Origin of the sequence: Spirosoma sp. KNUC1025, from assembly GCF_045160025.1 — a bacterium.
Classification (GTDB): domain Bacteria; phylum Bacteroidota; class Bacteroidia; order Cytophagales; family Spirosomataceae; genus Spirosoma.
The window spans coordinates 5,991,975-6,015,531 of the sequence record NZ_CP087139.1 but is presented as its reverse complement, the minus strand read 5'-3'; the positions used below and the strand labels follow the sequence as shown (position 1 = coordinate 6,015,531).

The window sequence follows — 23,557 nt, the reverse complement described above, 5'->3', positions numbered from 1 at the left end:
AAGCGCCTATATTTGGCTGGATGACTGTCTGCCAATGCCCCACCATACCCACTCCTGCGTTATCGTCGATGATAATGAAATTGACCGACTGACGGCTCTGGCGCACGCGCGGCAGTACCCGCAGCTCGACATTGTGGGTGTGTTTGCAACGGCTACAGATGCCCTGCCCGTATTGAAAAACCAGCCTGTCGATGTGCTGCTGCTGGATGTCGATATGCCTGGCCTGAGCGGATTGGACCTGCGGGCCAGCCTGATGCAGGTGCCGGTTTGTGTGTTTATCACGGCCTATCCCGACTATGCCGTGGAGAGTTTTGCGGTCGATGCGTTCGATTATCTGGTGAAACCCATCCGGGCCGAGCGGTTTAGCCACACGATGGCCCGTGTTCAGGTATTTTTCGACCTGACACGAAAGGCGCAATTGTTCGATCTGAGTTTGGGGGCCGATACTGTATTTATCAAGGACGGGCATCAGCAAATTAAGCTGAATCTGTATGAAATTGTGTATCTGGAGGGTCTGAAAGATTATACACGTATCGTTACGACAACGCATCAGTACACGGTGCTGTCGTCAATTGGAAATCTGGTGCAGGAGTTACCGTTTCAGTCGTTTCTGCGCATTCATCGCAGTTACGCTGTTCAACGGCACTACATTGATAAGGTTACTGCTCAGCAGGTGTACGTTCATGGCTTTACGCTGCCGATTGGGCGGAGTTATAAAACTGCGCTGAGTGATCTAGAACCACACCGACGAACCAGCGGATTATTCTGATTTTTAGGGTCTTCGCAGGTAGGAACTGAAAAGTCAGCCAACAGCATAACCATCCTACAAATCTGTGTTCCAGTTTACCCGGCTATTTATCTTTTTCCTGCATCTCTCTGGTCCTGTCCTGGCGCAGAAGCAGGGTCGTGCGCTTATCGATTCGCTAACCGCTGAACTTCCCAAGGCGACTAACGATACGGTGAAGGGGCGGCTTTATCGAGTCATTGCCGAAGAATGGTTTTTTACCAACATCGACCAGGCGCTTCATTACAGTCAGTTGGGATTGCAGCATACCACCCGCATGAACTGGCAGCGTGGCATTGGGGTATTCAATAGCTACGTTGGTCGCGCCTATAGCGATAAAGGTAATTACGATTCGAGCCGATATTATTTGCTGAAAGCAGTGAGCATCTACAAAACCCTGAACGATACCTGGAACTTAGCCAGTACGACTAATAACCTCGGGGTGGCCGAACAAAATATTCGTTCCAATTACCCAGCCGCTACGCGCTACTATTTCGAGGGATTAAAATACGCCGAAGCTACCGGCGATAACTACCTGATTGGCCTTGGTCTCGACAATATTTCGGAGATCTATCGGATTCAGAAAAACTTTCCCAAAGCCCTGCAATTCGGCCAGCGGGCGTTGGCTCTCCGGCAGAAACAGAGCAATCCTGATATCAATGCCCGACGTGAACTGGCTGGTTCTCTGGCTAGTATGGCCGCTCTTTATACCCAGATGGGAAATTGGGATAAGGCACGGCAGTATGGTTTGCGGGCGTTGTCAGAACACAAAAAGGTGGATAATCGGGAAGGGTTAGCCAAAACGTATGGTCTCCTGTCTACGGCCATGCACCGTGATTATGGCCAAAAAATTACGTATGCCCTGAAAGCCAAACAACTCTGGGACAGTCTCAACCCCCGGAATCTCGACGCAGTTACGAATCTGGCCAACCTTGGCGTAGCGTATTTCGACCTGGTACGGTATACTCCTCCTAATGGGTCCGCGATACAGCCCACCGACCGGGCCACGCGGTTGCGACTTGCGGGTCAGTATCTCAACGCGGCTATCCGTCTCAGCGCCGACAAGGGTGAATTGAGCGACCAGGCGTATTTTCGGAGTAATCTGGCCGAATGGCAGGCCCTGACCGGTGATTACAAAAGTGCTTATGAAAATTTCAGAGCGTATCAGGCTGTGCAGGATTCGCTCTATTCGCAGGAGGCCAAAAACAAGATTGCCGGGCTGGAAGGCCAACGCGAAATAGAACTCCGCGATAAACAACTCGAAATCAACCGGCTGACCATTGCCGGACAGAAACGCCAGCAACTGGCGCTGCTGGTGGGTGTCGGGCTGTTGCTGGTGATCGGGGGATTACTTTACCGGCAGAACCGAACCCGTAAAAAGACCAATACGACTCTGCTCCACCTGAATCACGAACTCGACGAAGCCAATCAGGTGAAGGCCCGTTTCTTTGCCATTCTGAGCCATGATTTACGCAGTCCCATTGCCAACCTGATCAATTTTTTACACCTCCAGCGCGAAAATCCCGACCTGCTTCCTGCCGATCAGGTGGCCCGCCATCAGCAAAACATCACCGAAGCCGCCGAGGGGTTACTTGATACGATGGAGTCGATGCTGCTCTGGAGCAAAGGGCAGATGCAGCAGTTCAAGCCCGATGTAAAAAAGGTTCCCGTCGACACGCAGTTTGCTTACCTGCAACGCTTTTTCGCCGGGACAACCAACGTGCGCTTCAGCTACGACACGCCCGACGGGTTGCAGGTAGCTACCGACGAAGATTATCTGCGCACCATCCTGCAGAACCTGACCAGCAACGCCATCCATGCCCTGAAAAACACGCCTGACGCCCATATTCATTGGAAAGCCCGACCCGAGAATGGGAACGTAGTGCTGACTATCAGCGATAATGGTCCCGGCATGTCGGGGAATCAACTGAAATCGCTTTACACAAATGATGCGGTTATCAGCGGTAAAAGTGGACTGGGTCTGCACCTCATCCGCGATTTAACCCGGGCGATTGGCTGCCGAATCAGCGTCCGGTCAGAACCGGGAGAAGGAACGGAATTTCAACTGACTTTTTCCCAGGTGTAAACTCCGGGTTGTTCATGCGATCCGGCAGATAAATCAAAGCTTCTGATACGTAATGGCCATCCGTTTGGCTTTTGTCGGGTTCGGCGTTTTAGGATTATCGCTATAATTAAAAATCCAGGTCATCGTATTGCCCTGAATTTTAAGGTCATACGTAGCAGGCGGAATATCTTTCATCGTTGTTGTGACGGTCACTTTGTCACCGTGACTTGTCCATCGACCCGTAGCATTCATCGATTCGATGGTCTTCTTTAGTGAACCGCAGGCGTCTGGAACGATGGTTCTCATCTGACCGTCACTGGTGAAGGTATACGTAATGTCTTTTGAACAGGGCATTGACTTCGTCATCATCTGCATCATATCGGTTGCTTTACCACTGGCGTCTACCAACGTCATGGATGTGCGTTTCCAGGTACCCGTTACGTTGTCGAAAAGGGAGGATCCAGGTGTGTAATAAGCGGTGCTGAACAAAAGCATTGTTACGGCAAAAGCGAATAGGCGAGTCATAAAATAGCGCGGTTAGTCCGTTTATACGGAAAACTAAACCGCCGTTCGACGCAACGTGAAAACCTTTGAGCGAACGGCGGTTATGAAGTAGATAAGGGTAAACTAGCTCAGGCTCTGCGCTTCAACAACGGCAATGGCGACCATGTTGGCAATTTCGCGTTCCGACGAACCAAGCTGCAGTACGTATACCGGTTTGCGCATACCAAGCAAAATCGGGCCGATAACGTCGAAACCAGCCGCCCGGGGGCCCGCTGTTTCGCGCATGAGATTGTACGCAATGTTGGCCGCTGACAGATTCGGGAAAATCAACGTATTCGCGCCTTCATCGACCAGTTTGCTGAGGGGGTAATTCTGACGTAATAAATCGACATTGAACGCTAGGTGAGCCTGCATGGAGCCATCTACAATCATATCGGGGTGTTTTCGTTGCAGAATTTCAGCTGCCTCCTGCATTTTATCGGCGTCTTCCCCTTTGGCGCTGCCGAAATTAGAATACGTCACCAGAGCAATTCGCGGTTTGATATTGAATCGTTCCACAGCCCGAGCCGTCAGTTCCGTAATCTCCACAATTTCCTCAGCCGTAGGGTTCATGTTCACCGTTGTGTCGGAGAAAAACAGCGGCCCGCGATTGGTCAGCAGAATATACATACCGGCCACTTTCCGTACGCCCGATTCTTTGCCAATGACCTGTAGCGCCGGGCGGATGGTGTCGGGGTAATTGTGCGTCAGGCCGGAAATAAGCGCGTCGGCCTGCCCCGTTTCGACCATCATGGCGCCGAAGTGCGTGCGCGAAAGCATCCGTTTGCGGGCATCAACTGCCGTGAGACCCTTACGGTGCCGTCGTTTGTAGAAAAGATCGCCAAATTGCTCAACCAGTTCCTGCTCCTTGCGGGGGGTGATGATCGTTACGTCGCCCAGGTCCAGGTTATTTTGCGTGATCATTTCCTCAATGACAGCCCGCTCGCCCAGCAGAATCGGGTGGGCGATGCCACCGTCTTTTACCTGTTGAGCGGCTTTTAGCACTTTGAGGTTTTCGGCATCCGCAAAAACCACCCGTTTCGGATTGGTACGTGCCTTGTTGTTGATTACCCGCGAAATGCGTGTATCCTGCCCAAGTCGTCGGGCCAGCTGGCTCTCGTACGCTTCCCAATCCGTAATGGGTTGCTTCGCTACGCCCGAGTCCATAGCGGCTTTGGCTACGGCTGGCGCTACGCTCTCCAGCAAACGGGGGTCAACGGGTTTGGGAATGATATAGCCACGGCCAAACATCAGATTATCAGTGCCGTAAGCCATGTTCACAAGGTCGGGGACAGGCTTTTTTGCCATCCCCGCAAGCGCATGAACAGCCGCCAGTTTCATGGCTTCATTAATTTCCGTAGCCCGAACGTCCAGCGCACCCCGGAAAATGTAAGGAAAGCCCAGTACGTTGTTAACCTGATTCGGATAATCGGAGCGCCCCGTTGCCATAATCAGATCGGGTCGGGCGTCCATGGCTTCTTCGTAACTGATTTCGGGCGTTGGATTAGCCATCGCAAACACAATCGGGTCGTTGGCCATGGAACGGACCATGTCCTGACTTACGGTGTTACCCTTCGACAAACCAATGAATACGTCGGCACCAATGAAGGCTTCTTCGAGGGTGTGCAGATCGCGGGACGTAGCAAACAGGCTTTTACGTTCGTCCAGATCAGTGCGGTCGGCCCGGATAACGCCCTTGCTATCGCACATCACTACGTTTTCTACATTGGCGCCCAGCGCTACGTATAGCTTTGTGCAGGAGATCGCCGATGCACCCGCTCCATTGACCAGAATCTTTGCGTCCTCAATCTTTTTCCCAACGATTTCGAGCGCATTCAGCAGGGCGGCTGCCGAAATAATGGCCGTTCCGTGCTGATCGTCATGCATAATGGGGATGTTCAGCTCCGCTTTTAAGCGTTCCTCAATCGCGAAGCACTCGGGGGCTTTGATATCCTCCAGATTGACACCACCGAACGTCGGCTCCAGAATCTTTACCATCCGGACAAACTCATCGACGTTTTTGGTATCCAGCTCAATATCAAAGACATCGATATCCGCGTAGATTTTAAACAGCAGCCCTTTTCCTTCCATAACGGGTTTGCTGGCTTCGGGGCCGATATCGCCCAGGCCAAGCACAGCTGTACCGTTGCTGATGACAGCCACCAGATTGCCTTTGGCGGTGTATTTATAAACATCCTCGCGGTTCTCGGCAATGGCCAGGCACGGTTCGGCAACACCCGGCGAATAGGCTAACGACAGATCGGCCTGGGTGCTGTAATCTTTAGTAGGAATGACTTCGAGTTTGCCGGGGCGTCCTTTGGCGTGATACTCCAGAGCATCTTCGCGACGTATTTTTTGCTGCATAATGAAGGGATGAAAGTAGGCGTATGGATTGATTAAGTATGTTTAAGTCAGCTAATCAACGTAGCTTGGTTTATAAGATTCGGGCCCTGGTAATCCTAAAAAAAACTTGTGTCAATCACCTGTAGATCGGTTAGGAACAGCAGGCATGCTGGGCCAAAAGTAAAGGAAATAAAAACGTTCTGCTTCATAACCATTGGTTCTGAACCTACTTTTGGGACTCGTACAAAAGTAATGTATTATTTATTGTGCAGAAATAAGTTAATTTAATCTTTGTTTTATTCAAAAAATTTGAGACGTATTGAGTCTTTTTTAACTAATGAATTGGGTTACCCGCGAGCGTCCAAAGATTGATCGGCTGGCTTGTCCATGGCTCATAAAGCGATTTATTGACCCGGATGCTGCCATCTTCTTTGTGCCAGAAACAGAGGTTATTGCCAAAGCGCAGGAGTTGGATGCGATTCCGTTCGACATTCCCGGCGTAGAGTACACGCACTATGAGGACCGCTGTACGTTCGATTATTTTTTGCAGAAGCATCAATTAACGGAACCTGCCTTGCAGGTGATTGCTCCGATTGTGCGTGGCGCCGATACCGACGATCATACGTTATCGGCACAGGCTGCGGGCTTGTGGGCTATCTCAGCGGGGCTGGCTTTCAACATCCAGGATGATCAGCTGCTGCTGGAACAGGGCATGATACTGTACGATGCGCTTTATAGTTGGGCTAAGCATTTGCAGGCGGCAAAGCATACGCAAAGCCCCACAGAACGTCTGTTATTGCAGGTCCTTCATACGTACCTCAAGCCGACAGGCAAACGAAAGATACCTACGTGGGTAAGCGAATTGAAAGAGTTGATTCAAGACCAGATCGATACAAATCTAACCCTGAGTCTGACCGAGCTATCCGAAAGCCTGGCTGTCAATCCGGCCTACGTATCGCGTACATTTTCCCGCTATTTCGATGACCTGTCATTTGGGGAATACATTCGTAAGCTACGTATCGAGAAAGCACTTCAGTTATTGGAAACCACAACCTATAGCTTATCTGAAATTGCCTACCTGACCGGCTTCTCTGATCAGAGCCATTTTACGCGGATATTCAAAAAACTGGTTGGACAAAATCCGTCAGATTACCGAAAAAACGGGCGAAAAGGTAAAGCAGATACAAAAGGTTAAATCCGTTCTATTTCCCGTTTTTCGGTTGGCGTATTCTTGTGACAACTAAGAATATGTCACGTATGGATAGGGTTTATCACATTGTTTTAACGGAATTGAGCCTCTGGTCTGGCCGAAAGCGCGGATTTGTATTCATTTTTGTATTTATTTGGTTATCAGTAAATTGTAGTCAGGCGCTGGCGCAGACGCCCCCGAGTACACCACCTGTTTATCCTCGCACGGTTGGTTATTTAGGTATACTTCATCCCATCGTTACGTTTGATGAGCGAGGAAGTGAGACCAACTTTAATCAGTACTATGTAGTTGGCTTTCCGATTGGATTGAATGTTTGGAAAACGCAAAAGATTGGCTTCTCGGTTGAAATCGTTCCGCTTATCCGGGCCGAAAATGGCACCAGCCGAGTTGCCAACGTACTCTTTCATCCGGGGGTATTGGTTAATTTAGGACACGACTTTACGTTTGCAGGTCGGCTGGCGTTCGAAACCTCTGGCCGTTACGGTGTTACGCCTGTACTCAACAAGATCGTAAAGAAAGGACCGACCATCAGTTACTTTGTGGCCGTTCCTGTACCGGTTCGCTTTGGCAACGACCGGCCCACTTCGTTGTCGGTCGGGCTACAGTTTGGCATTGTTTTCTAAGCAACTTACCCTTATCAGACAAATCGATGAAACGACGGGATTTTATTCATACTACGGTTCTGGCTGGGACCATTCCGCTTTGTGGCGCCCCCATAGCCGGGACTTTGCCAATCGGTAAAACACCTGCCCTATCGGCAGACGAGCAGGAGGTTATTGCTACGGCACTGGGAAAAAAAGGGGCCTACAATGAAGCGCAGGCAACTTATTCGGTGCCCCTGCCACGTAACGATCTAAGTGTGACGGTTAAGGGTGAATCTATACCGATTCCGTTTGGTTTTGGTGGCTGGGTGGCCTTTAAAAAGACACTTGATGGCAAACAAACGGTGATGATGAGTGATACGGTCCTGCTGGAAGGCGAAGTCAATCCGCTGATTGATGCTACGCATGCAGCTGAGCTGGAAGTAGGGGCTATTCACAACCACTTTTTTTACGAACAGCCGCGTATTTTTTATATGCATGTGCATGGGATGGGCGATGTGGGTGAACTGGCCAAAAAGTATGCCCAGGCTATCCGTAACACCAAGCTGTTTCCGGCCAATCAAGCTCCGGCAAAGTCGGCTACAAACGCTCCGGCGGGTAACGAGCTTTTTGATCTATCAGCACTCGATGCGGTTGTCAAATACAAAGGTGTCGTCAATGGTCCAACGTACAAATACACTATCGGGCGCGACGATGTTCAGATTCTGGCGATGGGCGCTGAGATGACAGCAGCCATCGGGTTGAATTCCTGGGCATCGTTTGCTGGCAAACAGGAAGCCGCTCATATAGCTGGTGACATAGCTATGTTAGAAGGCGAGGTAAACCTTGTTATCAGGGCCTTACGTAGTCATAAACTGGAAGTTGTTGCTCTGCATCACCACATGCTGGGCGAACAACCGCGAACCGTTTTCCTGCACTATTACGGAGCTGGTCCGGCCACAGAATTAGCCAGGGGATTCCGGGCCGCCCTGGACCAGTTAGGAAAAGGCCAGTCGAATGGTCATCATTAATCCACGGGAAATGTCAGTAAAGTATGGAATCACCTATTCTGCCGTACACGAAAACCGATTTGGTACGTTACTTCCTTCGATTAGGGACAATCGGGTTTGGCGGTCCACCGGCTTTGGTCAGTGCTATGCATAGCGATCTGGTGATCGACCGTCGATGGATCACCGAAGAAGACTATCGGGAAGGTATGGCCTTAGCGCAGTTGGCACCGGGCCCTCTGGCGGCTCAACTTGCCATTTATCTGGGGTACGTTCACTATGGATTAGCAGGCGCTACACTGGCTGGGCTGGCGTTTGTACTGCCCTCGTTTATAATGGTGGTCGCACTGGGCTGGGCTTACATTCAATTTGGCGGGTTGCCCTGGATGCAGGCTATTTTTTACGGAATTGGGGCTGCTGTCATTGGCATTATCACAATCGGGACGTACAAACTGACAACCAAAACCATAGGTAAAGATCCGCTCGGATGGATGTTGTTCGGTCTGTCGGCCCTCGCGACAGCCGTTACCGAATCAGAACTGCTCTGGCTGGTGCTGTTGTCGGGCGGTATCTACTGGCTCGTTAAAACGCCCCCTCAATTTATCAGGCCGGGAGTAGGCCATAGTCTTGTTCCATTTATCGCACAACTACCGGCTCTCCCTACCGAATCCGTCTTGTGGAAGCTGGCCATCTTTTTTGCGAAAGCGGGTGCGTTTGTGTTTGGCAGCGGGCTGGCCATCGTTCCGTTTCTATACGGAGGGGTTGTAAAAGAATTTGGCTGGCTGACCGAACAACAGTTTTTAGACGCTGTAGCCGTGGCCATGATTACACCCGGCCCGGTTGTTATTACAGTTGCGTTCATCGGCTATCTGGTGGCCGGTTTGCCGGGCGCCTGTGTGGCGGCCTTAGCTACGTTTCTGCCCTGTTACCTGCTGACCGTGCTTCCGGCACCTTATTTCAAACGCTGGGGTAAACATCCGGGTGTCAAAGCCTTTGTCGATGGCGTTACGGTAGCGGCTGTGGGGGCTATTGCTGGGGCTGTAGTGGTTCTGGCCCGTCGGCAGTTGGTCGATATACCCGCCGTTTTGATTGCTGTAGCCTCTGTTGGATTGCTGTACAGGTTCAAAAAACTACCCGAGCTGAGCCTGATTGGCGCGGCTGCCGTGGTAGGCTTACTGCTGCGTTACGTTGGTTAACCCAATACGCTTTCACCCTTCTTACCACTACCATAAACATAAGGGCAACGCCGTTGAAGTTTCAACGGCATTGCCCTTATGTTTATTTGTATCTAGCTGATTTTAAGATGATAAGCGGACTAAACTCTTTAATCGTTTGCCTGAAGCTGACGGTAGCGATTGATGCCTATCTGCGAATTTTTCGTATGGATCGACGGCCGCTCTGGTAGCGTACGACCGATGGCCGATTCCGTTGACTGGTCAGCGGTATATTGATTTGCCGAAGCCAGCGCCAGTAACGTAGCGACTTCAGCATTCAGATGTTCTATTTGTTGTTGCAGCGAAATAAGCTGCTTTTCTACTGTATTCATTGTGTTGATGTTATTAGTGAAAACCACTCAGATTGTTTGTACTGAATGATTGGTTCTATCGATTAGTAGCTCGTATACTACCTCCAAATGGTGTTGACATTCGGGATAAACTTTCAAAAACCTGGGCATTCTGCCGGATAAAGCCAAGGACGAGCAAACGAGAAAAAGTACAAATACTAATCCACGTCGCCTTAGCTATATTTTTATGTTTAAGCGCGTGTGATAATTGCATAATTTAGTTAATTTGTTAATAATCAATAGTGGAGAGATAGAACTATCCACTTGTCTCTCCTAACTATATAACAGTAAACTACAATGGAATAGTTTATATTTATAAATATAGTACAAAAAGTGCCTCTGATTTTTCATCGAAAAGTCAAATTGTGCAAGCCTTTCTTCCGGAAGTAATAAAGCCCATAGGCACTAAAAACAGTATTGATGGGCAAGCCCTACGCTACAGACAGAAGTATGCGGGCTAAAACACCTGTATGGCCCGCGTTGTATTCAAAATCTTATACATTATCTTTGGACAATGCCGAAACGCTTGTCCTCCCTCATGAACTCTTCTGTTTTCAGACCCACAAAGCTGATTGCTTCTTTTACAGGCAAATACGCTTTTGCGCAAAAAGCAAGGGAACTGACTGGACTTTTGGGGCTGTGTTTGCTGACAGTCAGCTGCAACGTAACGGAGCCCGACAAGCATTACCGGATTGGGTTCTCGCAACGCACTGGTGCCGACAACTGGCGTAAAACCATGCTGGAGGATATGAACCGGGAACTTTCGTTTAATCCTGAAATTGACTTTCTGGTGAAAGATGCTGGTGGTCAAAGTGCCCGGCAGGTTGCTCAGATTCAAGAGCTTATCAATCAGAAAGTCGATTTGCTGATTGTGTCGCCAAATGCAGCTCTGCCCATTACGCCTATCGTTGAAAAAGCGTACCAGCAGGGTATCCCGGTCATCATTCTTGACCGCCGTACGGCCTCCGATCAATACACCGCCTATGTTGGCGCCGATAATGTTGATGTAGGCCGGACAGCGGGTATGTATACCAATACGCTCCTGAATGGCGTGGGCAACGTAGTGGAAATTGGCGAATCGCCGGGCTCTTCTGCCGACATCGACCGGCACCGGGGATTTGTTGAAGCTATTGGCCACCATCCGGGCATTAAGCTGATCAGGAAACTGGAAGGAGATTGGGACACCCACTCGTTTGCAGGTCGATTAACGGCGCTATTGAAGGCTCAGCCCGGTGTACAGCTTATTTTTGCGCAGAATGACCGTACGGCGCTCAAAGCCTATAAAGTTTGCCAGCAGGCAGGTGTAGAGCAGCGGGTGAAAGTCATTGGCGTTGACGGTCTGCCGGGGAAGAATGAAGGTATAGATCTTGTTGAGCGCGGTATATTGCGGGCTACGGTTCTGTACCCGACGGGCGGCAAAGAGGCTATCCGGGCGGCCATTGCCATTCTGCACAAGAAACCCTTTAAACGGGAGAACCGACTGCCTATAACGCTCATTGATTCGACGAACGTGCGGATCATGAAACTCCAGAACGAAAAAGTTATTGAGCAGCAAACTGATATCGAACGACAAAGCCAGCGCCTGGATGAGTTGAACCAAACGTATCTGTCGCAGAGAAATACGCTGTACCTGACCCTCGCCAGCCTGATCGTATCGCTTTTATTGGGCGGCTGGGCGTTGTACCTGTTTCGGACCAAGCAAACAGCTTACCAGACGCTCGAAATTCAGAATCAGGAAATACTGGATCAGAAAAATAAAATTGAGGCTGTATCGCAGCAGGCACGGTTGGCGACGGAAGAAAAATTACGTTTTTATTCCTACATATCGCACGAGTTCAATACGCCCCTTAGCCTGATTCTGACCCCAACGGAAGATTTACTGAGCAAGCGAAATGTAAGTACACATGACCTCCGAAGCAGTCTGTTGCTGGTGCAGAAAAACGCCTATCGGTTGTTGCGCCTGGTGGATCAGATGCTGGACCTGCGGAAAACCGATGCCGGAAAACAGCGACTGCGAACCGCCGAACAGGACCTGGTTGCGTTTGTGCAGGACATTGTTCAGGATTTTAAGCGTAAGGCCGAAAAGCAACGGATCGATCTGCAATTGATTACCAGCCTTTCCGACCAGCCGCTCTGGTTCGATGCCGAGAAACTCGACAAGGTGTTGTTCAATCTGCTTTCAAATGCGTTTAAATACACACCCAAAGGCGGCCTGATTCACGTCCGGCTCGACCGGCTCGACAAACAGGTACGTATCCGGGTGCAGGACAACGGGCAGGGGATGACACCTGACGAGCAGGATCATGCTTTTGATCTGTTCTACAGCGGAACCAAACCGTTTAATCTGGCGAAAGGGCTGGGGTTGGCTTTATCCATGGAATTTATACAGTTGCACCGGGGCGATATCAGCGTACAGTCGGAACCCAATAAAGGCACTACGTTTACCATCCTGCTGCCGCTGGGAAATGAGCATCTGGAGCCGGAAGAAATGGAGGGAACAACAAACCGGACGCTTTCAACGGGCTACCTGCCTGGTGCTGAACTGGAAGAAAATGATGAGACGCTGCCCCCGCTGACACTGCCTCCAAAACATGCCGGTACGCTGTTGGTTGTGGAGGATAACGACGAACTGCGGACATTCCTTACGGCCCGGCTCGGGGTGAATTCGATATCGTTGCCGAAGTCGACGGTTCAGCGGGCTGGGAGCGGGCAATCGAAATTATTCCGGATGTAATTATCAGCGATGTCATGATGCCGGGTCTGGACGGATTTCAGCTGACTCAGCGTATTAAAACCGATTTACGTACCTCGCACATCCCGGTGGTGCTGCTGACGGCCAAAGGGCAGATGGAAAACCAGATTGAAGGCACCCGCGCCGGTGCCGATGCTTACATCACAAAGCCGTTTAATACAACTTTTCTGGTCGAAACGCTACGCACCATGCTGGCGAACCGGCAGAAGTGGCAGCAGCGGTTTGCGTCTGATTTTTCGCCCCAGTCGGGTGGCAACCGGCAGGAGAAAAAATTCCTGAATGAACTAACGGCACTCATTGAGCAAAACCTGAATGATCCGGCCTTTGGCGTCGAGAAACTGAGCCGGGAAATGGGGCTGTCGCGGGTGCAGTTGTATCGTAAAGTTCAGGCTCTGCTGGATATGAACGTAATGGATTACCTGACCGACATCCGGCTCAAACGTGCCAAATACCTGCTGCGTGAAACCAACAAAACCATGGCCGAAATTGCTTTTGAAACGGGCTTTAACTCAGCGGCCTACTTTACCACCTTCTTCAAACAGCACACCAAGAAAACGCCGTCCGAATACCGCAAATCGCCGGTTGGTGCATAAATTATAGTAAGTTGGCGTCTTCGTGCTGGCTAATCTCACTAGTGTTCATTTTTTGTCATTCCGACGCAGGAGGGATGACAACACATCTGTATTTTTGAAAAAACGATCTACCATGAATAGATCGTTTTTATCCGTTCTAGCAATTCTCTTTTGCCTGACCGGAATTTGCCATCCAGCGCAAAACCAGCTTACGGGTACGGAAATTTCGTTTGGGGGCGACGTAATTGGGAATCTCTTCGTAAAAGCTGGAGCGCTGAGTTTAAACAGCGCCTGCTAAACATCAGTTATTTATTTCAATACGTTACTGTCTTCGGCGGTTTTGAGGTATTCCTGCACATCGTCAGCTAGCAGCAAGCGTTTTTTGACCAGTTCGTCGACCGCTTTTTTGACCGCTGTCACGTAGCCTTCATGCGTATGGTAGCGTTCCTCCAGGGATAAGCGAGGGTCGTTTGCGGCAAGACGTTCGGCTTTTGTGCTTCTGAACGGTACGTATTGACCAGCGCCTTCACAGCCTTCATTTTCGCCGTAAGCCGCCTGACGTAATGCCCAACCCGTTGTGGTAGCTGTTGGAACGGCTACGTTCGGTAAACGAATGCCTGCCACTTCATTGCCATCCGCATCAACTTTGGAAACGAAGTTCACGTAAACGGGCCGCTCGGAGGTTGCTGGTGGATAGCTAGTCAGGATACCCTGGGCGGAGGATGGGCCGAAATCAAGCTGGTAGCGCGTTGTGATAAGACCCGTGTACGTAACGCCGGGAATGGTTGGCCAGCCCAGTGCTGCCTGCGGAACAATGCCCGTTTGAGAACCGGGTTGTGGTGAGGCCATTACAGCCGTTTTGTCCGATTTTCGGGGTACAGTACTTTTGGGTGGTTCTATGCTCTTCGTAACCCAGTCATCCAGCGCCACAAAGAGGGCACGTAACAGCGGATCGGCATTGGTTGGATTTTGAAATTGCTGACACATCCCGCGGGAACCGGCATTACCTGTGCCATGCTGCGCCCCCGATACCAGAAAGAACCGAACATTTTCAGGATCAGGCAAATCGTTTCCTTTCAAGTCAGTATGTACTAACGAAGCCGCCTTAACCCAATACTCATTGGCCGAATTAATCTCGAAAACTTTAGGGCAAGTATTTGTAGCTGAACAGGCGGCAATGCGCCCGGTAGTTTTTCCGGAATAGGGATCAGTGAGCACGGGGTAGGCGAAGGGAAACAGGGCTTCCGGGTACAGGTGGTTTTGCCGGTTTCGTTCGGTTCGGGATGGCTGGGCAAAGCGCACGTTCAGACCAATGCCGCTGCCTCCACCCAGCCAGTTTTCAATGCCGTCGAGAACGCGTTTCCCTTTCTCATCGGCGTTGAAGCCAAGCGTCTGAAAATCATTGATATAGCGAGCAGGTTGTGAAACAGAAAATGAGAATGTGAACTTAACATCGTTTGCCAGTGGGTTCGGATGAAAAAAATCATCGACGGTAGCGTAGCGCAGAAAGGAAACAAAATCGCGTGTAGCAGCAAAACCAATACCAGCGACGATCGGGTCGCGGGCGGTATAACTGAACTCATAAATGGCGCTCTGCCGAAACGGGGTTCCAGCCGGAAGTAGTCGAATCGTTCGGTCGGATACATATTCCCACCCCTCCGCCGGAATCGTTGTAGGCGAATCCTGTAGTCGATCGCGTACTGTGAGGATTGCCTGTGCCTTGTTCGACGTAGCGGCAGGGTAGGCCAGCGCGTGACTCACCGACGTGGCGCTATCGTACACGATGTATTCGTAGGAGGGGCCAGTAACAGACGAACCATCCGGATTTTTAGCGATCGGTACATTGATGGTCAGATTGTTGTTGGCTGGCGAAGCTGATGGGTCCCAGCCGTTCCAGACGATGGTGTACCCCTGATTCATCAAGAAGCCAAAGCCGGCATCTGCGGCTGTCGTGGGATCGTTTCCGCCACTGGTTTTGTTGAATCCGCCGAAAAGTTTTCCACCCCGGTTATTGACTTCCAGAAAAAGCTTATGATTTCCCCTGCTCAGATCAAGGGGTTTGAGGATGTAAATGTCCATCGAGTACTCAACCATACCTCTGGCATTGCGTGGAGCCAGCTTAATATCGGTCAGGACAGCATTTTGCGGATTGTCCGGATCGAGTTCACCATAGGCCTTACCCCGAAGCTTTTCGTATGCACCAACACGCCCGAATACCTTTCCCTCGAACGTTGGCGATTGCGTACTGGTAATCTCGATACGAACGATACGTGCCTGCACTAATGGCCTGACAAACAGAACTAGTATAGACAGAACAGAGATAAGTCTATTCATGAGGCTTCTTTTCGGTAAAAAACCGTTTTCTGGCCTGACCTACTCTCATGACGCTAAATTGACACGACCTGTTTGTTACGCTGCCCGAATTTGTACTGGCTGTCGTAGGCCAAGCCAAGACCCACGCTCGACAGTTTATTTTCATCGGCAACGGCTGCGTTGGGAAAGAGCTGTTTAAACGCGGTTTGTACGGAATGGACTTCCGTTGATCCGCCTGTCAGAATAACCAGATCGATAGCTTCTTTTTTTACCCCTGCCTCCAGGAGGCATTGCCTGGCGGAAGCCGCTATTTTTTCGACATCCTCCTGAATTGCCGTTTCAAAAAGCGCCCGTTCGACGGGTATGAAAAAGCCTTCCTCAATAAAATCAAGCCTCGTTTTGTGTTCGTTCTGAGCCGACAGAGCAATTTTTGTTTCTTCGGCAGCAGCCAGCAACGTGTGTCCGGTTTCGTTTTCCAGTACGTTCAACAACCGGCCATACCGCTTCCGGTCGTGCGACTGATGAAGCAACTGCCGGACCTGCATAAGTATCTTGGGCGTGTACAAAAAGTTGACCTTGCTCCATTCTGCCAGGTCAACATAGGGTTTCAACGGAACCTCCAGATTTTTAGGGCCGTACGTACTGCGAAAGCCAAGTTCCGGCATGATAGCCGCCAGACTTAATTCCTTATCGAAATCATTTCCGCCAACCCGAATCCCCGTATTCGCCAGGATATCCGATGAACGGTCTGGTTTATGAATGTATTTGCTCGATAATTTAATGACGGTAAAATCGGAGGTTCCCCCGCCCAAATCAGCTACAATTGCCAGTTTTTCGCCAGTCAACTGAGCCTCATGCGCAAAAGCAGCCGCAATCGGTTCAAACTGAAAGGCGATGTGTTTGAAGCCGATTCGTTGCGCAATTGCCTGTAATTCAGCCTGCGCGCGCGTATCAGCATCCGGGTCATTGTCGACAAAATGAACGGGCCTCCCCATCACCACATGCTCAATTTCCTGACCCGCTACGGCATCCGCTTTATCCTTGATGTGTTTTAAAAAAGAGGTGATGATGGTGGCAAAGTTCATCGAAGCGCCGTTGACCAGCGTCCCCTGCTTCATGAGCGACGTACCCAGCACCCGCTTCAGGCTCCGCATAAACCGGCCTTCCTCCCGATCAAAGAACATATTGACAGCCGTACGCCCGTAAAAAGGTTTGTTATCAATGCGTCGGAAAAAAATGGCGCTGGGAATCGTAATATGGGTGTTTTCAACCGGCACCAGGCTGATTGTACCGTCGTTTGCAATGGCTATGCTTGAGTTGGATGTGCCAAAGTCGATACCACAAGAAATTGCTGTCATCCCTGTTTGTCTTATGATCAAATGCCTATGGTTCTTTACGATCGGTAGACAGAGTCAGAAGCGCGATTTATAAAGAAAAGGGCGCAAATTTAACCCAAACGCGGTAATCTAAAGCATAAGGCCGTAGATTATCGCGTCTGTAGTTAGCTTATGGTAAAATAGGCGGGAAGCTCGTTTATAGTTTTTGAAAAACAACGATGCCATTATGTCCCCCAAAACCAAACGTATTGCTCATGGTTGTACGGACATTGGCAGAAATAGCCTCACCCGTCACGATACGTAGATTTTGCGGAATGGCCGGGTCCAGTTCGGTCGTGTTAATGGTGGGTGGAATCACATTATCGCGCATGGCCAGCAGGCAGATTATGGCCTCAATGGCCCCCGCAGCGCCCATTAAATGTCCCGTTATTGACTTCGTCGCGCTGATGTGCAGCTTCGTATTCGCGTTACCTGTCAGTCGGAGAACGGCCTTGATTTCGGATAAATCGCCTACCGGTGTCGACGTAGCGTGCGGATTCAGGTAGTCAACATCGGCAATCGTTAGGTTAGCTTCAGTAAGCGCCAATTGCATCGCTTTAGCGGCTCCTAACCCCTCCGGATGCGTAGCGGTCATGTGATACGCGTCGGCCGTCATGGCAGCACCGGTAATTTCGCCATAGATGGTTGCCCCGCGTTTGACAGCATGTTCGTATTCTTCCAGTACCAGTGCACCAGCGCCTTCGCCCATAACAAATCCATCCCGCTGCACATCGAAAGGTCGCGAAGCCGACGTGGGGTCTTCGTTACGTGTCGACATGGCCTTCATGGCACTGAACCCACCAAAGGAAGCTGGCGTAATAGGAGCTTCGGAACCGCCAGTGACAATAATTTTGGCTTTTCCAAGCCGGATGTACGTAAAAGCGTCCATAATGGCCGTGTTCGACGTAGCACAGGCCGAAACCGTGGTATAATTTATGCCCATGTAGCCGTGCCGGATCGAGATCATACCCGATGCCATGTTCACAATCAGTTTCGGAACAAAAAATGGACTGAATCGGGGCTGGCCGTTCCCCCGCGCATATTCCGTAACCTGCTCTTCAAAAACATCCATGCCGCCCTGCCCGGACCCCCAGATGACGCCCACATCGAAGGGGTCCATGCTGGCAAAATCGAATCCAGAGTCTTGGATGGCCTGATCGGAAGCAATCAGGGCGTACTGCGTAAACAGATCGGTTCGTTTTATATCGGCATGGCTTAAGGAGCCAGCCGGATTGAACTGTTTGAGTTCGGAGGCAAATTGCGTCCTGAACAGCGATGCGTCGAAATGAGTAATCGGGGCAACCCCGCTACGTCCGGCAACAATATTCTGCCAGAACGTCGGAATTGTATCGCCGACGGGAGTCAGGGCGCCAATACCTGTAATAACAACTCGGTGTAACATTCTATTTGAGTCTACAGATAGCCGGAATCGAATCATAAACTACAGCTCCGGCATCTACCAGGAAAAAATCACCGCAAAGATAGGAAAATAAAATACCAAATGGTATATTTGTTGTATGAAAAGCGATTTGTCCAAAGCCGAGCGAACACGCCAGTATATTATTGAAACAACGGCGGGTATATTCAACACAAAAGGATATGCCGGAACGTCGTTATCTGATCTGACCGAAGCCACTGGGCTAACCAAAGGAAGTATTTATGGAAATTTCGGCGGAAAGGAGGAAGTAGCCCTGGCCTGTTTCGACTATAATCTATCCCGAATAAATCAGACCGTTGAGCAGCGGCTGGCTCAGGAAACTACGTTTCAGCAAAAGCTGCTGGTGTACGCCAAAATCTATCACAGTTTCTCAGGTATGCCTTTTCCGGAGGGCGGCTGTCCCATTCTGAACACAGCAATCGATGCCGACGACACGAACAATTTGCTAAAAGACAAAGCGGCCAAAGCAATTCTGGCCTGGAAAAAACGACTCATTGACCTGATCCGTAGTGGCGTTGAAGCAGGTGAGTTCAAAACCGACGTAATGCCCGAACAGATGGCTCTGTCGATGATCGCCCTGATAGAAGGGGGAATCATGATTGCGAAAGTGACCAATAATCTAGCTAGTCTGGCAAAAGTGCTGAAGACAGTCGAACTCCTGATTGCGCAAATTAAAGTTTAAAAAATTTGAACTAAAAAATACCGATCGGTATTTTAATACTACATTGATTATACGATACAATCACTATGAAAACGACTCAGAATACAGTATTGATTACGGGAGGGAGCGCCGGTATTGGCTTTGAAATTGCAAAACTGTTCGATCAGAACGGGAATCACGTTATTATCACGGGCCGGGACGAAACCCGCTTACAGAAGGCTGCTGCTCAACTCCGGAACGTAACGGCTATTGTGAGTGATGTTACCAATGAAACGGACGTAAACCAATTAGTAGACAGGCTCTATGCTGAGTTTCCGACATTGAATATTGTAATCAATAATGCCGGTAGAGCCCACGTGTATCAACTGGCATCGCAGGCCAATGCATTTGAAAAGGCTGGTGATGAAATGCTCACAAATTACCTGTCGACCATCCGGCTTACCGAAAAACTGGTTGATCTGCTGAACAGGCAGGATGAAGCGGCCATCGTCAACGTATCGTCGATCGTGGCTTTTGCCCCCAACCATCGTTTGGCTACGTACGGGGCCAGTAAGGCGGCCTTACATTCCTACACGCAATCGTTGCGCATTACGCTGGAACGTTCTTCCAATACGAAAGTTTTTGAACTCATGCCCCCATTGGTCGATACCGAATTTTCGCAGGAAATAGGCGGGCACAATGGCATTGCTCCCTCAGTGGTAGCGCAGGATTTGCTTAACGCACTCGAAAATAACGAGTACGAAATCCATGTCGGCAACACAGCCCGTATTTATGAGTTGTCGCTGTCGTCACCTGCTGATGCCCTGGCTGCTATGAATGCCTGAAAAATAGCCGGTTAACGTAGCCCCTCGAAAGTTTCCATCCAGAGGGTTACGTTAACCGGCAACTCAACTCAGCTTGTGCGGGTCAGAGGCAGGCGAATGATAAACTCAGAAAATTCGCCCGGTTGTGTGTTGACGGTTAACGTACCGGAATGCCCTTTCGTAATAATATCGTAGCTCAACGACAAGCCCAGGCCCGTACCCTGACCCGTTGGTTTGGTTGTAAAGAAGGGCTGGAAAATCTTGTCCAAAACCGTTTGCGGAATCCCCGTACCATTATCCCGAACGCAGATTTCCACCTGACCGGCCTGGTGCCGCGTACTTACCTGAACCGTCGGATGGTAATCGGCAACCCCCGCCTGTTGTTTCTGCCGAACCGCATAAAACGCATTGTTGAACAAATTCAGCAACACCCGACCTATTTCCTGGGACACTACCTCCACTTTCACAGGCGCCGTATCGAATTGAGTGGTCAGGTCGATGGTCAGCTCCTTGTCTTTGGACCTGAAACCATGGTACGCCAGTCGCAGGTATTCGTCGGTGAGCGTATTGAGGTCGGTGAGTTGTTTTTTGCCGGTATGGTTTCGGGAGTGTTCCAGCATGCTTTTTACGATACTGGAAGCCCGCTTACCGTGGTGATTGATCTTCTCCAGATTGCCGGTAAGATCGCCCAGGATTTCTTCTTCCAGCTCTTCATCACGTTCCGCTTTCTTACGTTCCGCCTGAATTTCGGATAATAACTCGGTCGAGACTTCCGAAAAGTTATTGACAAAATTCAGTGGGTTCTGAATCTCATGGGCTATCCCCGCCGTCAATTCACCCAGAGAGGCCATCTTCTCCGACTGGATAAGCTGCGTCTGGGTATTCCGAAGTTTGGCCAGGGTTTGTTCGAGTTCTTCTTTCTGCTGTTCAAGCAGTACGTTGGCTTTCTGCTTGGTGCGATACGCATAAAAGCTGACGGCCGCTAATATCAGCATCAATCCCATACCCGCGCCAAGGGCCAGCTGCCTGCTCTGGGCCAAGGCATTCTGCTGCTGATGCTCTGCCTGAGCGAGCTGCTGCTTCTTGTTGAATTCGTAAGTCATCGAAAGCTCGGTGGCTTTGCGAACATTCTCTTTACTCCGGACCGAATCTGAAATGGCAGATGCCCGTTTGTAGGCCGCTAATGCCCGGCGATAATCGCCCGTCTTTTCGTAGGATGTCGACAGTTCGCCGTAGATTTCCCCCGTCTGCGAATCATAGATGTCGGCATCTTTCAATACGTCAAAACTCTTTTCGTAGTAGGGGATAGCGGCAGCGTACTTATCCTGCTTTTTCAGGATTGTCCCCATGGCTGCGTAGGCCTGGTGGATGTTCAGCGGTTGTCCGGTGGCTTGGGCAATGGCCATCGCCTGCTTGTTGAGGGCTTCGGCTTCCGCAAATTTTTTCTGTTCTGCCAGATTGGTAGCCGCTTTGGATAAACTCGTTGCCTGAATGGCTTCGTCGCCCGTTTCTTTGCCTAAAGCGGCTGCTTTTATGGCCATCTCATAGGCTTTCTGGGGCGCTTTCAACTGGTTATAGATGTCGACCAGGTTGGTGTACGCGTATAGCTCTACGTTTTTTATCCCCACCAGATTCGACAGCTTTATGGCTTGCTTATACCGTTTTTCGGCCCCTTTCATATCGCCCATCAGTTTGTAGCTGTTCGCCATATTGACCTGACAGTACGCCTGAGTAACGTAGTCTTTCTGCGATTCGGCCATCGTCAACGCTTTTTGCTGAAAGTGCAGCGCCTGTGGCCGATTCGATAACATATCATACGAAATGCCGATGTTCAGGTAGATGGTAGCTAAGTCCGATTTATTGGTGGTATGCTCCGCCAGAGACATGCCTTTCTCAAAGAAAGCTATCGCACTATCGTATTTGCTCTGCATGCCATACATCGAGCCATACGTATTATATACCTTGATCAAATCAAGCGTATCATTCAGCGTGGTATAGATCGACTTGGCCGTTTTCAGGTTTGTTTTGGCGGCCGTATAATTCCCTTTAAAACTATAGCTATAAGCCAGCCGTATTCGGGTCAATCCTTCGCCCTTGCTGTATTTGATTCGTTTCGCCGATTCAACGGTTCGGAGCCCTAAGCGTATGGCCGAATCGATATTTATTTGCCCCAGTAAACCAATCTTTTTGTTAATGAGGTTTATCCGTCCGGTATCGGTAGTTGCTTTGCGGATGAGTTGATCTAAACTATCTAGTTTTGGGTTCTGAGCCTGTGCAATGGCTATATCGAAAAGAAGAAGGATAATGAGTGATAAGTAATTCATGCTGGATTAAAGGAAAGAGGAAGTAACGGTAATCGAAAACTTTACTGTGTCAAGATACTACAGGATGCGGACTTAAACGTTTTAGTTATCAATTACTTATTTAAAAGACACCGCCCTGATTTTCTATCTATGCCACCTTCCGTTCCTGTTTATAAACTTCAGTCGTTTCCCCGTCATGAGCCCGATGCGCTGTTCTATATGACGCGGCTGGAAAAGCTGGTGCAGGAGTTTAAAGGCATCGACAAGCCCCATTCACATACGTTTTATCTGGTCATGTGGCTGGTACAGGGGAGTGGTACGCACACCATCGACTTCCGGACGTATACCATAGGACCTCATCAGCTTTATTTTCTGACACCCGGCCAGGTTCACAGCTGGGAGTTGTCGCCCGATAGCCGGGGGTATAATCTGTTTATCGATGCCAATTTTTTTCGGGGGCGTTTCGGGAACCGGCTACAGCAGTATTATTTTTTTCATTCACACCAGCATCGGCCTTTACTGGAAGTAACGGATCAGCAACCTCTATTTAGCGATTTGTTTACGTATGCCTACGACGAGTATGAACATCGGCGGCCGAACCGCGCGGATGTATTTCTGTCGTTTGTACATATCCTGCTCGAAACTGCCAACCGGCTTTATAATCAGCAATGGGTGGGTGCCGATTCGCATTTCTACGGCCGAATCCGTCAGTACGAAGAACTTATTGAAGCGCAGTTTCTGACAGCTCGCGAGGTGAGTGTTTATGCCGACCAGATGAACCTGACGCCGAATCATCTCAACCACATCTGCAAGCAGGTATTGGGGAAAACAGCCAGCCAATTGCTGTATGAACGTATCGTTATTGAAGCGCAGCGGCTGTTGACCCATACGGCCCAGTCTATCAAGGAAATTGGGTTTCAGCTGGGGTTCGACGATCCGTCTTACTTTGTTCGTTTTTTCAGGAAACATACCGGACAGACTCCCGCTACCTTTCGGCAGTCATTGGTGGCAAATCATTGATATGTACCATACGTACCGTGTTCTGTTGTTCTTCGGAATCAATCAGTCGGTTACTTTTGTAACGTAAAAACTGCCTGAGCAGCAGATTCATCTGAGGTGACTTTGCCTCAATCTTTGCTCCCTAGCCATGTCCACCGATAGTCGTTTTTATAGCATAGTTAACAATAAATGTCCCCGTTGTCATCAGGGTAATTTTTTTGTCAGCAACAGTGCCTTTAGCAA

Annotated in this window: 17 protein-coding genes and 1 pseudogene; 11 read left to right on the top strand and 7 right to left on the bottom strand. The window is 49.8% G+C overall.

The annotated features are described in order from the left end of the window. The first annotated feature begins 34 nt into the window (after nucleotides 1-34). Nucleotides 35-769, top strand: coding sequence for a LytTR family DNA-binding domain-containing protein (locus tag LN737_RS26290; protein ID WP_405513510.1), 735 nt, complete (start codon nucleotides 35-37; stop codon nucleotides 767-769). 64 nt (nucleotides 770-833) lie between these two features. Next, the gene (locus LN737_RS26285; protein WP_405513508.1) at nucleotides 834-2,870 is read left to right on the top strand and encodes a tetratricopeptide repeat-containing sensor histidine kinase; all 2,037 of its coding nucleotides are present in this window, start codon (nucleotides 834-836) and stop codon (nucleotides 2,868-2,870) included. Nucleotides 2,871-2,903: 33 nt separating this feature from the next. On the opposite strand, the gene LN737_RS26280 is transcribed toward LN737_RS26285, so the two are convergent. Then, nucleotides 2,904-3,374 carry a lipocalin family protein gene (locus LN737_RS26280; protein WP_405513506.1) on the bottom strand — a complete coding sequence of 157 codons (471 nt, stop codon included), beginning with the start codon at nucleotides 3,372-3,374 and terminating at the stop codon, nucleotides 2,904-2,906. A gap of 102 nt (nucleotides 3,375-3,476) precedes the next feature. Then, a complete protein-coding gene (locus LN737_RS26275; protein ID WP_405513504.1) occupies nucleotides 3,477-5,756 on the bottom strand; it encodes an NADP-dependent malic enzyme in 2,280 nt (759 codons plus the stop codon). A 316-nt stretch (nucleotides 5,757-6,072) separates the two neighbouring features. Between LN737_RS26275 and LN737_RS26270 the strand changes: the two genes are divergently transcribed. The 4 genes from LN737_RS26270 (at nucleotide 6,073) to LN737_RS26255 (ending at nucleotide 9,729) form a co-directional block, all read left to right on the top strand. Then, nucleotides 6,073-6,930, top strand: a complete 858-nt coding sequence (locus LN737_RS26270; protein WP_405513503.1) for a chromate resistance protein ChrB domain-containing protein — start codon at nucleotides 6,073-6,075, stop codon at nucleotides 6,928-6,930. 62 nt (nucleotides 6,931-6,992) lie between these two features. Next, nucleotides 6,993-7,568 (top strand): hypothetical protein, encoded by a 576-nt coding sequence (locus LN737_RS26265; protein ID WP_405513501.1) that lies wholly within the window; start codon nucleotides 6,993-6,995, stop codon nucleotides 7,566-7,568. Nucleotides 7,569-7,594: 26 nt separating this feature from the next. Further along, nucleotides 7,595-8,557: a DUF1259 domain-containing protein gene (locus LN737_RS26260; protein ID WP_405513499.1), complete on the top strand. Its 963-nt coding sequence runs from the start codon at nucleotides 7,595-7,597 to the stop codon at nucleotides 8,555-8,557. Nucleotides 8,558-8,580: 23 nt separating this feature from the next. Beyond that, nucleotides 8,581-9,729, top strand: a complete 1,149-nt coding sequence (locus tag LN737_RS26255) for a chromate transporter (RefSeq protein ID WP_405513497.1) — start codon at nucleotides 8,581-8,583, stop codon at nucleotides 9,727-9,729. A gap of 128 nt (nucleotides 9,730-9,857) precedes the next feature. Here LN737_RS26255 and LN737_RS26250 read toward each other — a convergent pair whose 3' ends face one another. Continuing rightward, complete coding sequence (locus tag LN737_RS26250; RefSeq protein ID WP_405513495.1) at nucleotides 9,858-10,079, bottom strand: hypothetical protein; 222 nt, start codon at nucleotides 10,077-10,079, stop codon at nucleotides 9,858-9,860. A gap of 556 nt (nucleotides 10,080-10,635) precedes the next feature. Here LN737_RS26250 and LN737_RS26245 point away from each other — a divergent pair. Further along, nucleotides 10,636-13,442, top strand: a pseudogene (locus LN737_RS26245) (substrate-binding domain-containing protein). Nucleotides 13,443-13,554: 112 nt separating this feature from the next. Further along, the gene (locus LN737_RS26240) at nucleotides 13,555-13,719 is read left to right on the top strand and encodes a hypothetical protein (protein WP_405513494.1); all 165 of its coding nucleotides are present in this window, start codon (nucleotides 13,555-13,557) and stop codon (nucleotides 13,717-13,719) included. 11 nt (nucleotides 13,720-13,730) lie between these two features. Here LN737_RS26240 and LN737_RS26235 read toward each other — a convergent pair whose 3' ends face one another. The 3 genes from LN737_RS26235 to fabF form a co-directional block, all read right to left on the bottom strand. Further along, the gene (locus LN737_RS26235; protein ID WP_405513493.1) at nucleotides 13,731-15,755 is read right to left on the bottom strand and encodes an alpha/beta hydrolase domain-containing protein; all 2,025 of its coding nucleotides are present in this window, start codon (nucleotides 15,753-15,755) and stop codon (nucleotides 13,731-13,733) included. Nucleotides 15,756-15,808: 53 nt separating this feature from the next. Then, nucleotides 15,809-17,092: an Hsp70 family protein gene (locus LN737_RS26230; RefSeq protein ID WP_405513491.1), complete on the bottom strand. Its 1,284-nt coding sequence runs from the start codon at nucleotides 17,090-17,092 to the stop codon at nucleotides 15,809-15,811. Between the two features lie 175 nt (nucleotides 17,093-17,267). After that, nucleotides 17,268-18,512: a beta-ketoacyl-ACP synthase II gene (fabF, locus tag LN737_RS26225; protein WP_405513489.1), complete on the bottom strand. Its 1,245-nt coding sequence runs from the start codon at nucleotides 18,510-18,512 to the stop codon at nucleotides 17,268-17,270. Between the two features lie 115 nt (nucleotides 18,513-18,627). On the opposite strand from fabF, the gene LN737_RS26220 reads away from it, so the two are divergent. Next, nucleotides 18,628-19,230: a TetR/AcrR family transcriptional regulator gene (locus LN737_RS26220; RefSeq protein WP_405513487.1), complete on the top strand. Its 603-nt coding sequence runs from the start codon at nucleotides 18,628-18,630 to the stop codon at nucleotides 19,228-19,230. Between the two features lie 65 nt (nucleotides 19,231-19,295). Continuing rightward, entirely contained in the window at nucleotides 19,296-20,033 is a 738-nt protein-coding gene (locus tag LN737_RS26215) for an SDR family oxidoreductase (protein ID WP_405513485.1), read from the top strand. Between the two features lie 68 nt (nucleotides 20,034-20,101). Here LN737_RS26215 and LN737_RS26210 read toward each other — a convergent pair whose 3' ends face one another. Then, the gene (locus LN737_RS26210) at nucleotides 20,102-22,336 is read right to left on the bottom strand and encodes a tetratricopeptide repeat protein (RefSeq protein ID WP_405513483.1); all 2,235 of its coding nucleotides are present in this window, start codon (nucleotides 22,334-22,336) and stop codon (nucleotides 20,102-20,104) included. A 129-nt stretch (nucleotides 22,337-22,465) separates the two neighbouring features. Here LN737_RS26210 and LN737_RS26205 point away from each other — a divergent pair, with 129 nt between their 5' ends. Then, nucleotides 22,466-23,335 (top strand): AraC family transcriptional regulator, encoded by an 870-nt coding sequence (locus LN737_RS26205; protein WP_405513481.1) that lies wholly within the window; start codon nucleotides 22,466-22,468, stop codon nucleotides 23,333-23,335. Nucleotides 23,336-23,557 lie beyond the last annotated feature (222 nt).

Coding starts and splice junctions, on each gene's coding strand:
- LN737_RS26290 (WP_405513510.1), top strand. CDS start 35: ATGCCCCACCATACCCACTCCTGCGTTATCGTCGATGATAATGAAATT.
- LN737_RS26280 (WP_405513506.1), bottom strand. CDS start 3,374: ATGACTCGCCTATTCGCTTTTGCCGTAACAATGCTTTTGTTCAGCACC.
- LN737_RS26275 (WP_405513504.1), bottom strand. CDS start 5,756: ATGCAGCAAAAAATACGTCGCGAAGATGCTCTGGAGTATCACGCCAAA.
- LN737_RS26270 (WP_405513503.1), top strand. CDS start 6,073: ATGAATTGGGTTACCCGCGAGCGTCCAAAGATTGATCGGCTGGCTTGT.
- LN737_RS26265 (WP_405513501.1), top strand. CDS start 6,993: ATGGATAGGGTTTATCACATTGTTTTAACGGAATTGAGCCTCTGGTCT.
- LN737_RS26260 (WP_405513499.1), top strand. CDS start 7,595: ATGAAACGACGGGATTTTATTCATACTACGGTTCTGGCTGGGACCATT.
- LN737_RS26255 (WP_405513497.1), top strand. CDS start 8,581: ATGGAATCACCTATTCTGCCGTACACGAAAACCGATTTGGTACGTTAC.
- LN737_RS26250 (WP_405513495.1), bottom strand. CDS start 10,079: ATGAATACAGTAGAAAAGCAGCTTATTTCGCTGCAACAACAAATAGAA.
- LN737_RS26240 (WP_405513494.1), top strand. CDS start 13,555: ATGAATAGATCGTTTTTATCCGTTCTAGCAATTCTCTTTTGCCTGACC.
- LN737_RS26235 (WP_405513493.1), bottom strand. CDS start 15,755: ATGAATAGACTTATCTCTGTTCTGTCTATACTAGTTCTGTTTGTCAGG.
- LN737_RS26230 (WP_405513491.1), bottom strand. CDS start 17,092: ATGACAGCAATTTCTTGTGGTATCGACTTTGGCACATCCAACTCAAGC.
- fabF (WP_405513489.1), bottom strand. CDS start 18,512: ATGTTACACCGAGTTGTTATTACAGGTATTGGCGCCCTGACTCCCGTC.
- LN737_RS26220 (WP_405513487.1), top strand. CDS start 18,628: ATGAAAAGCGATTTGTCCAAAGCCGAGCGAACACGCCAGTATATTATT.
- LN737_RS26215 (WP_405513485.1), top strand. CDS start 19,296: ATGAAAACGACTCAGAATACAGTATTGATTACGGGAGGGAGCGCCGGT.
- LN737_RS26210 (WP_405513483.1), bottom strand. CDS start 22,336: ATGAATTACTTATCACTCATTATCCTTCTTCTTTTCGATATAGCCATT.
- LN737_RS26205 (WP_405513481.1), top strand. CDS start 22,466: ATGCCACCTTCCGTTCCTGTTTATAAACTTCAGTCGTTTCCCCGTCAT.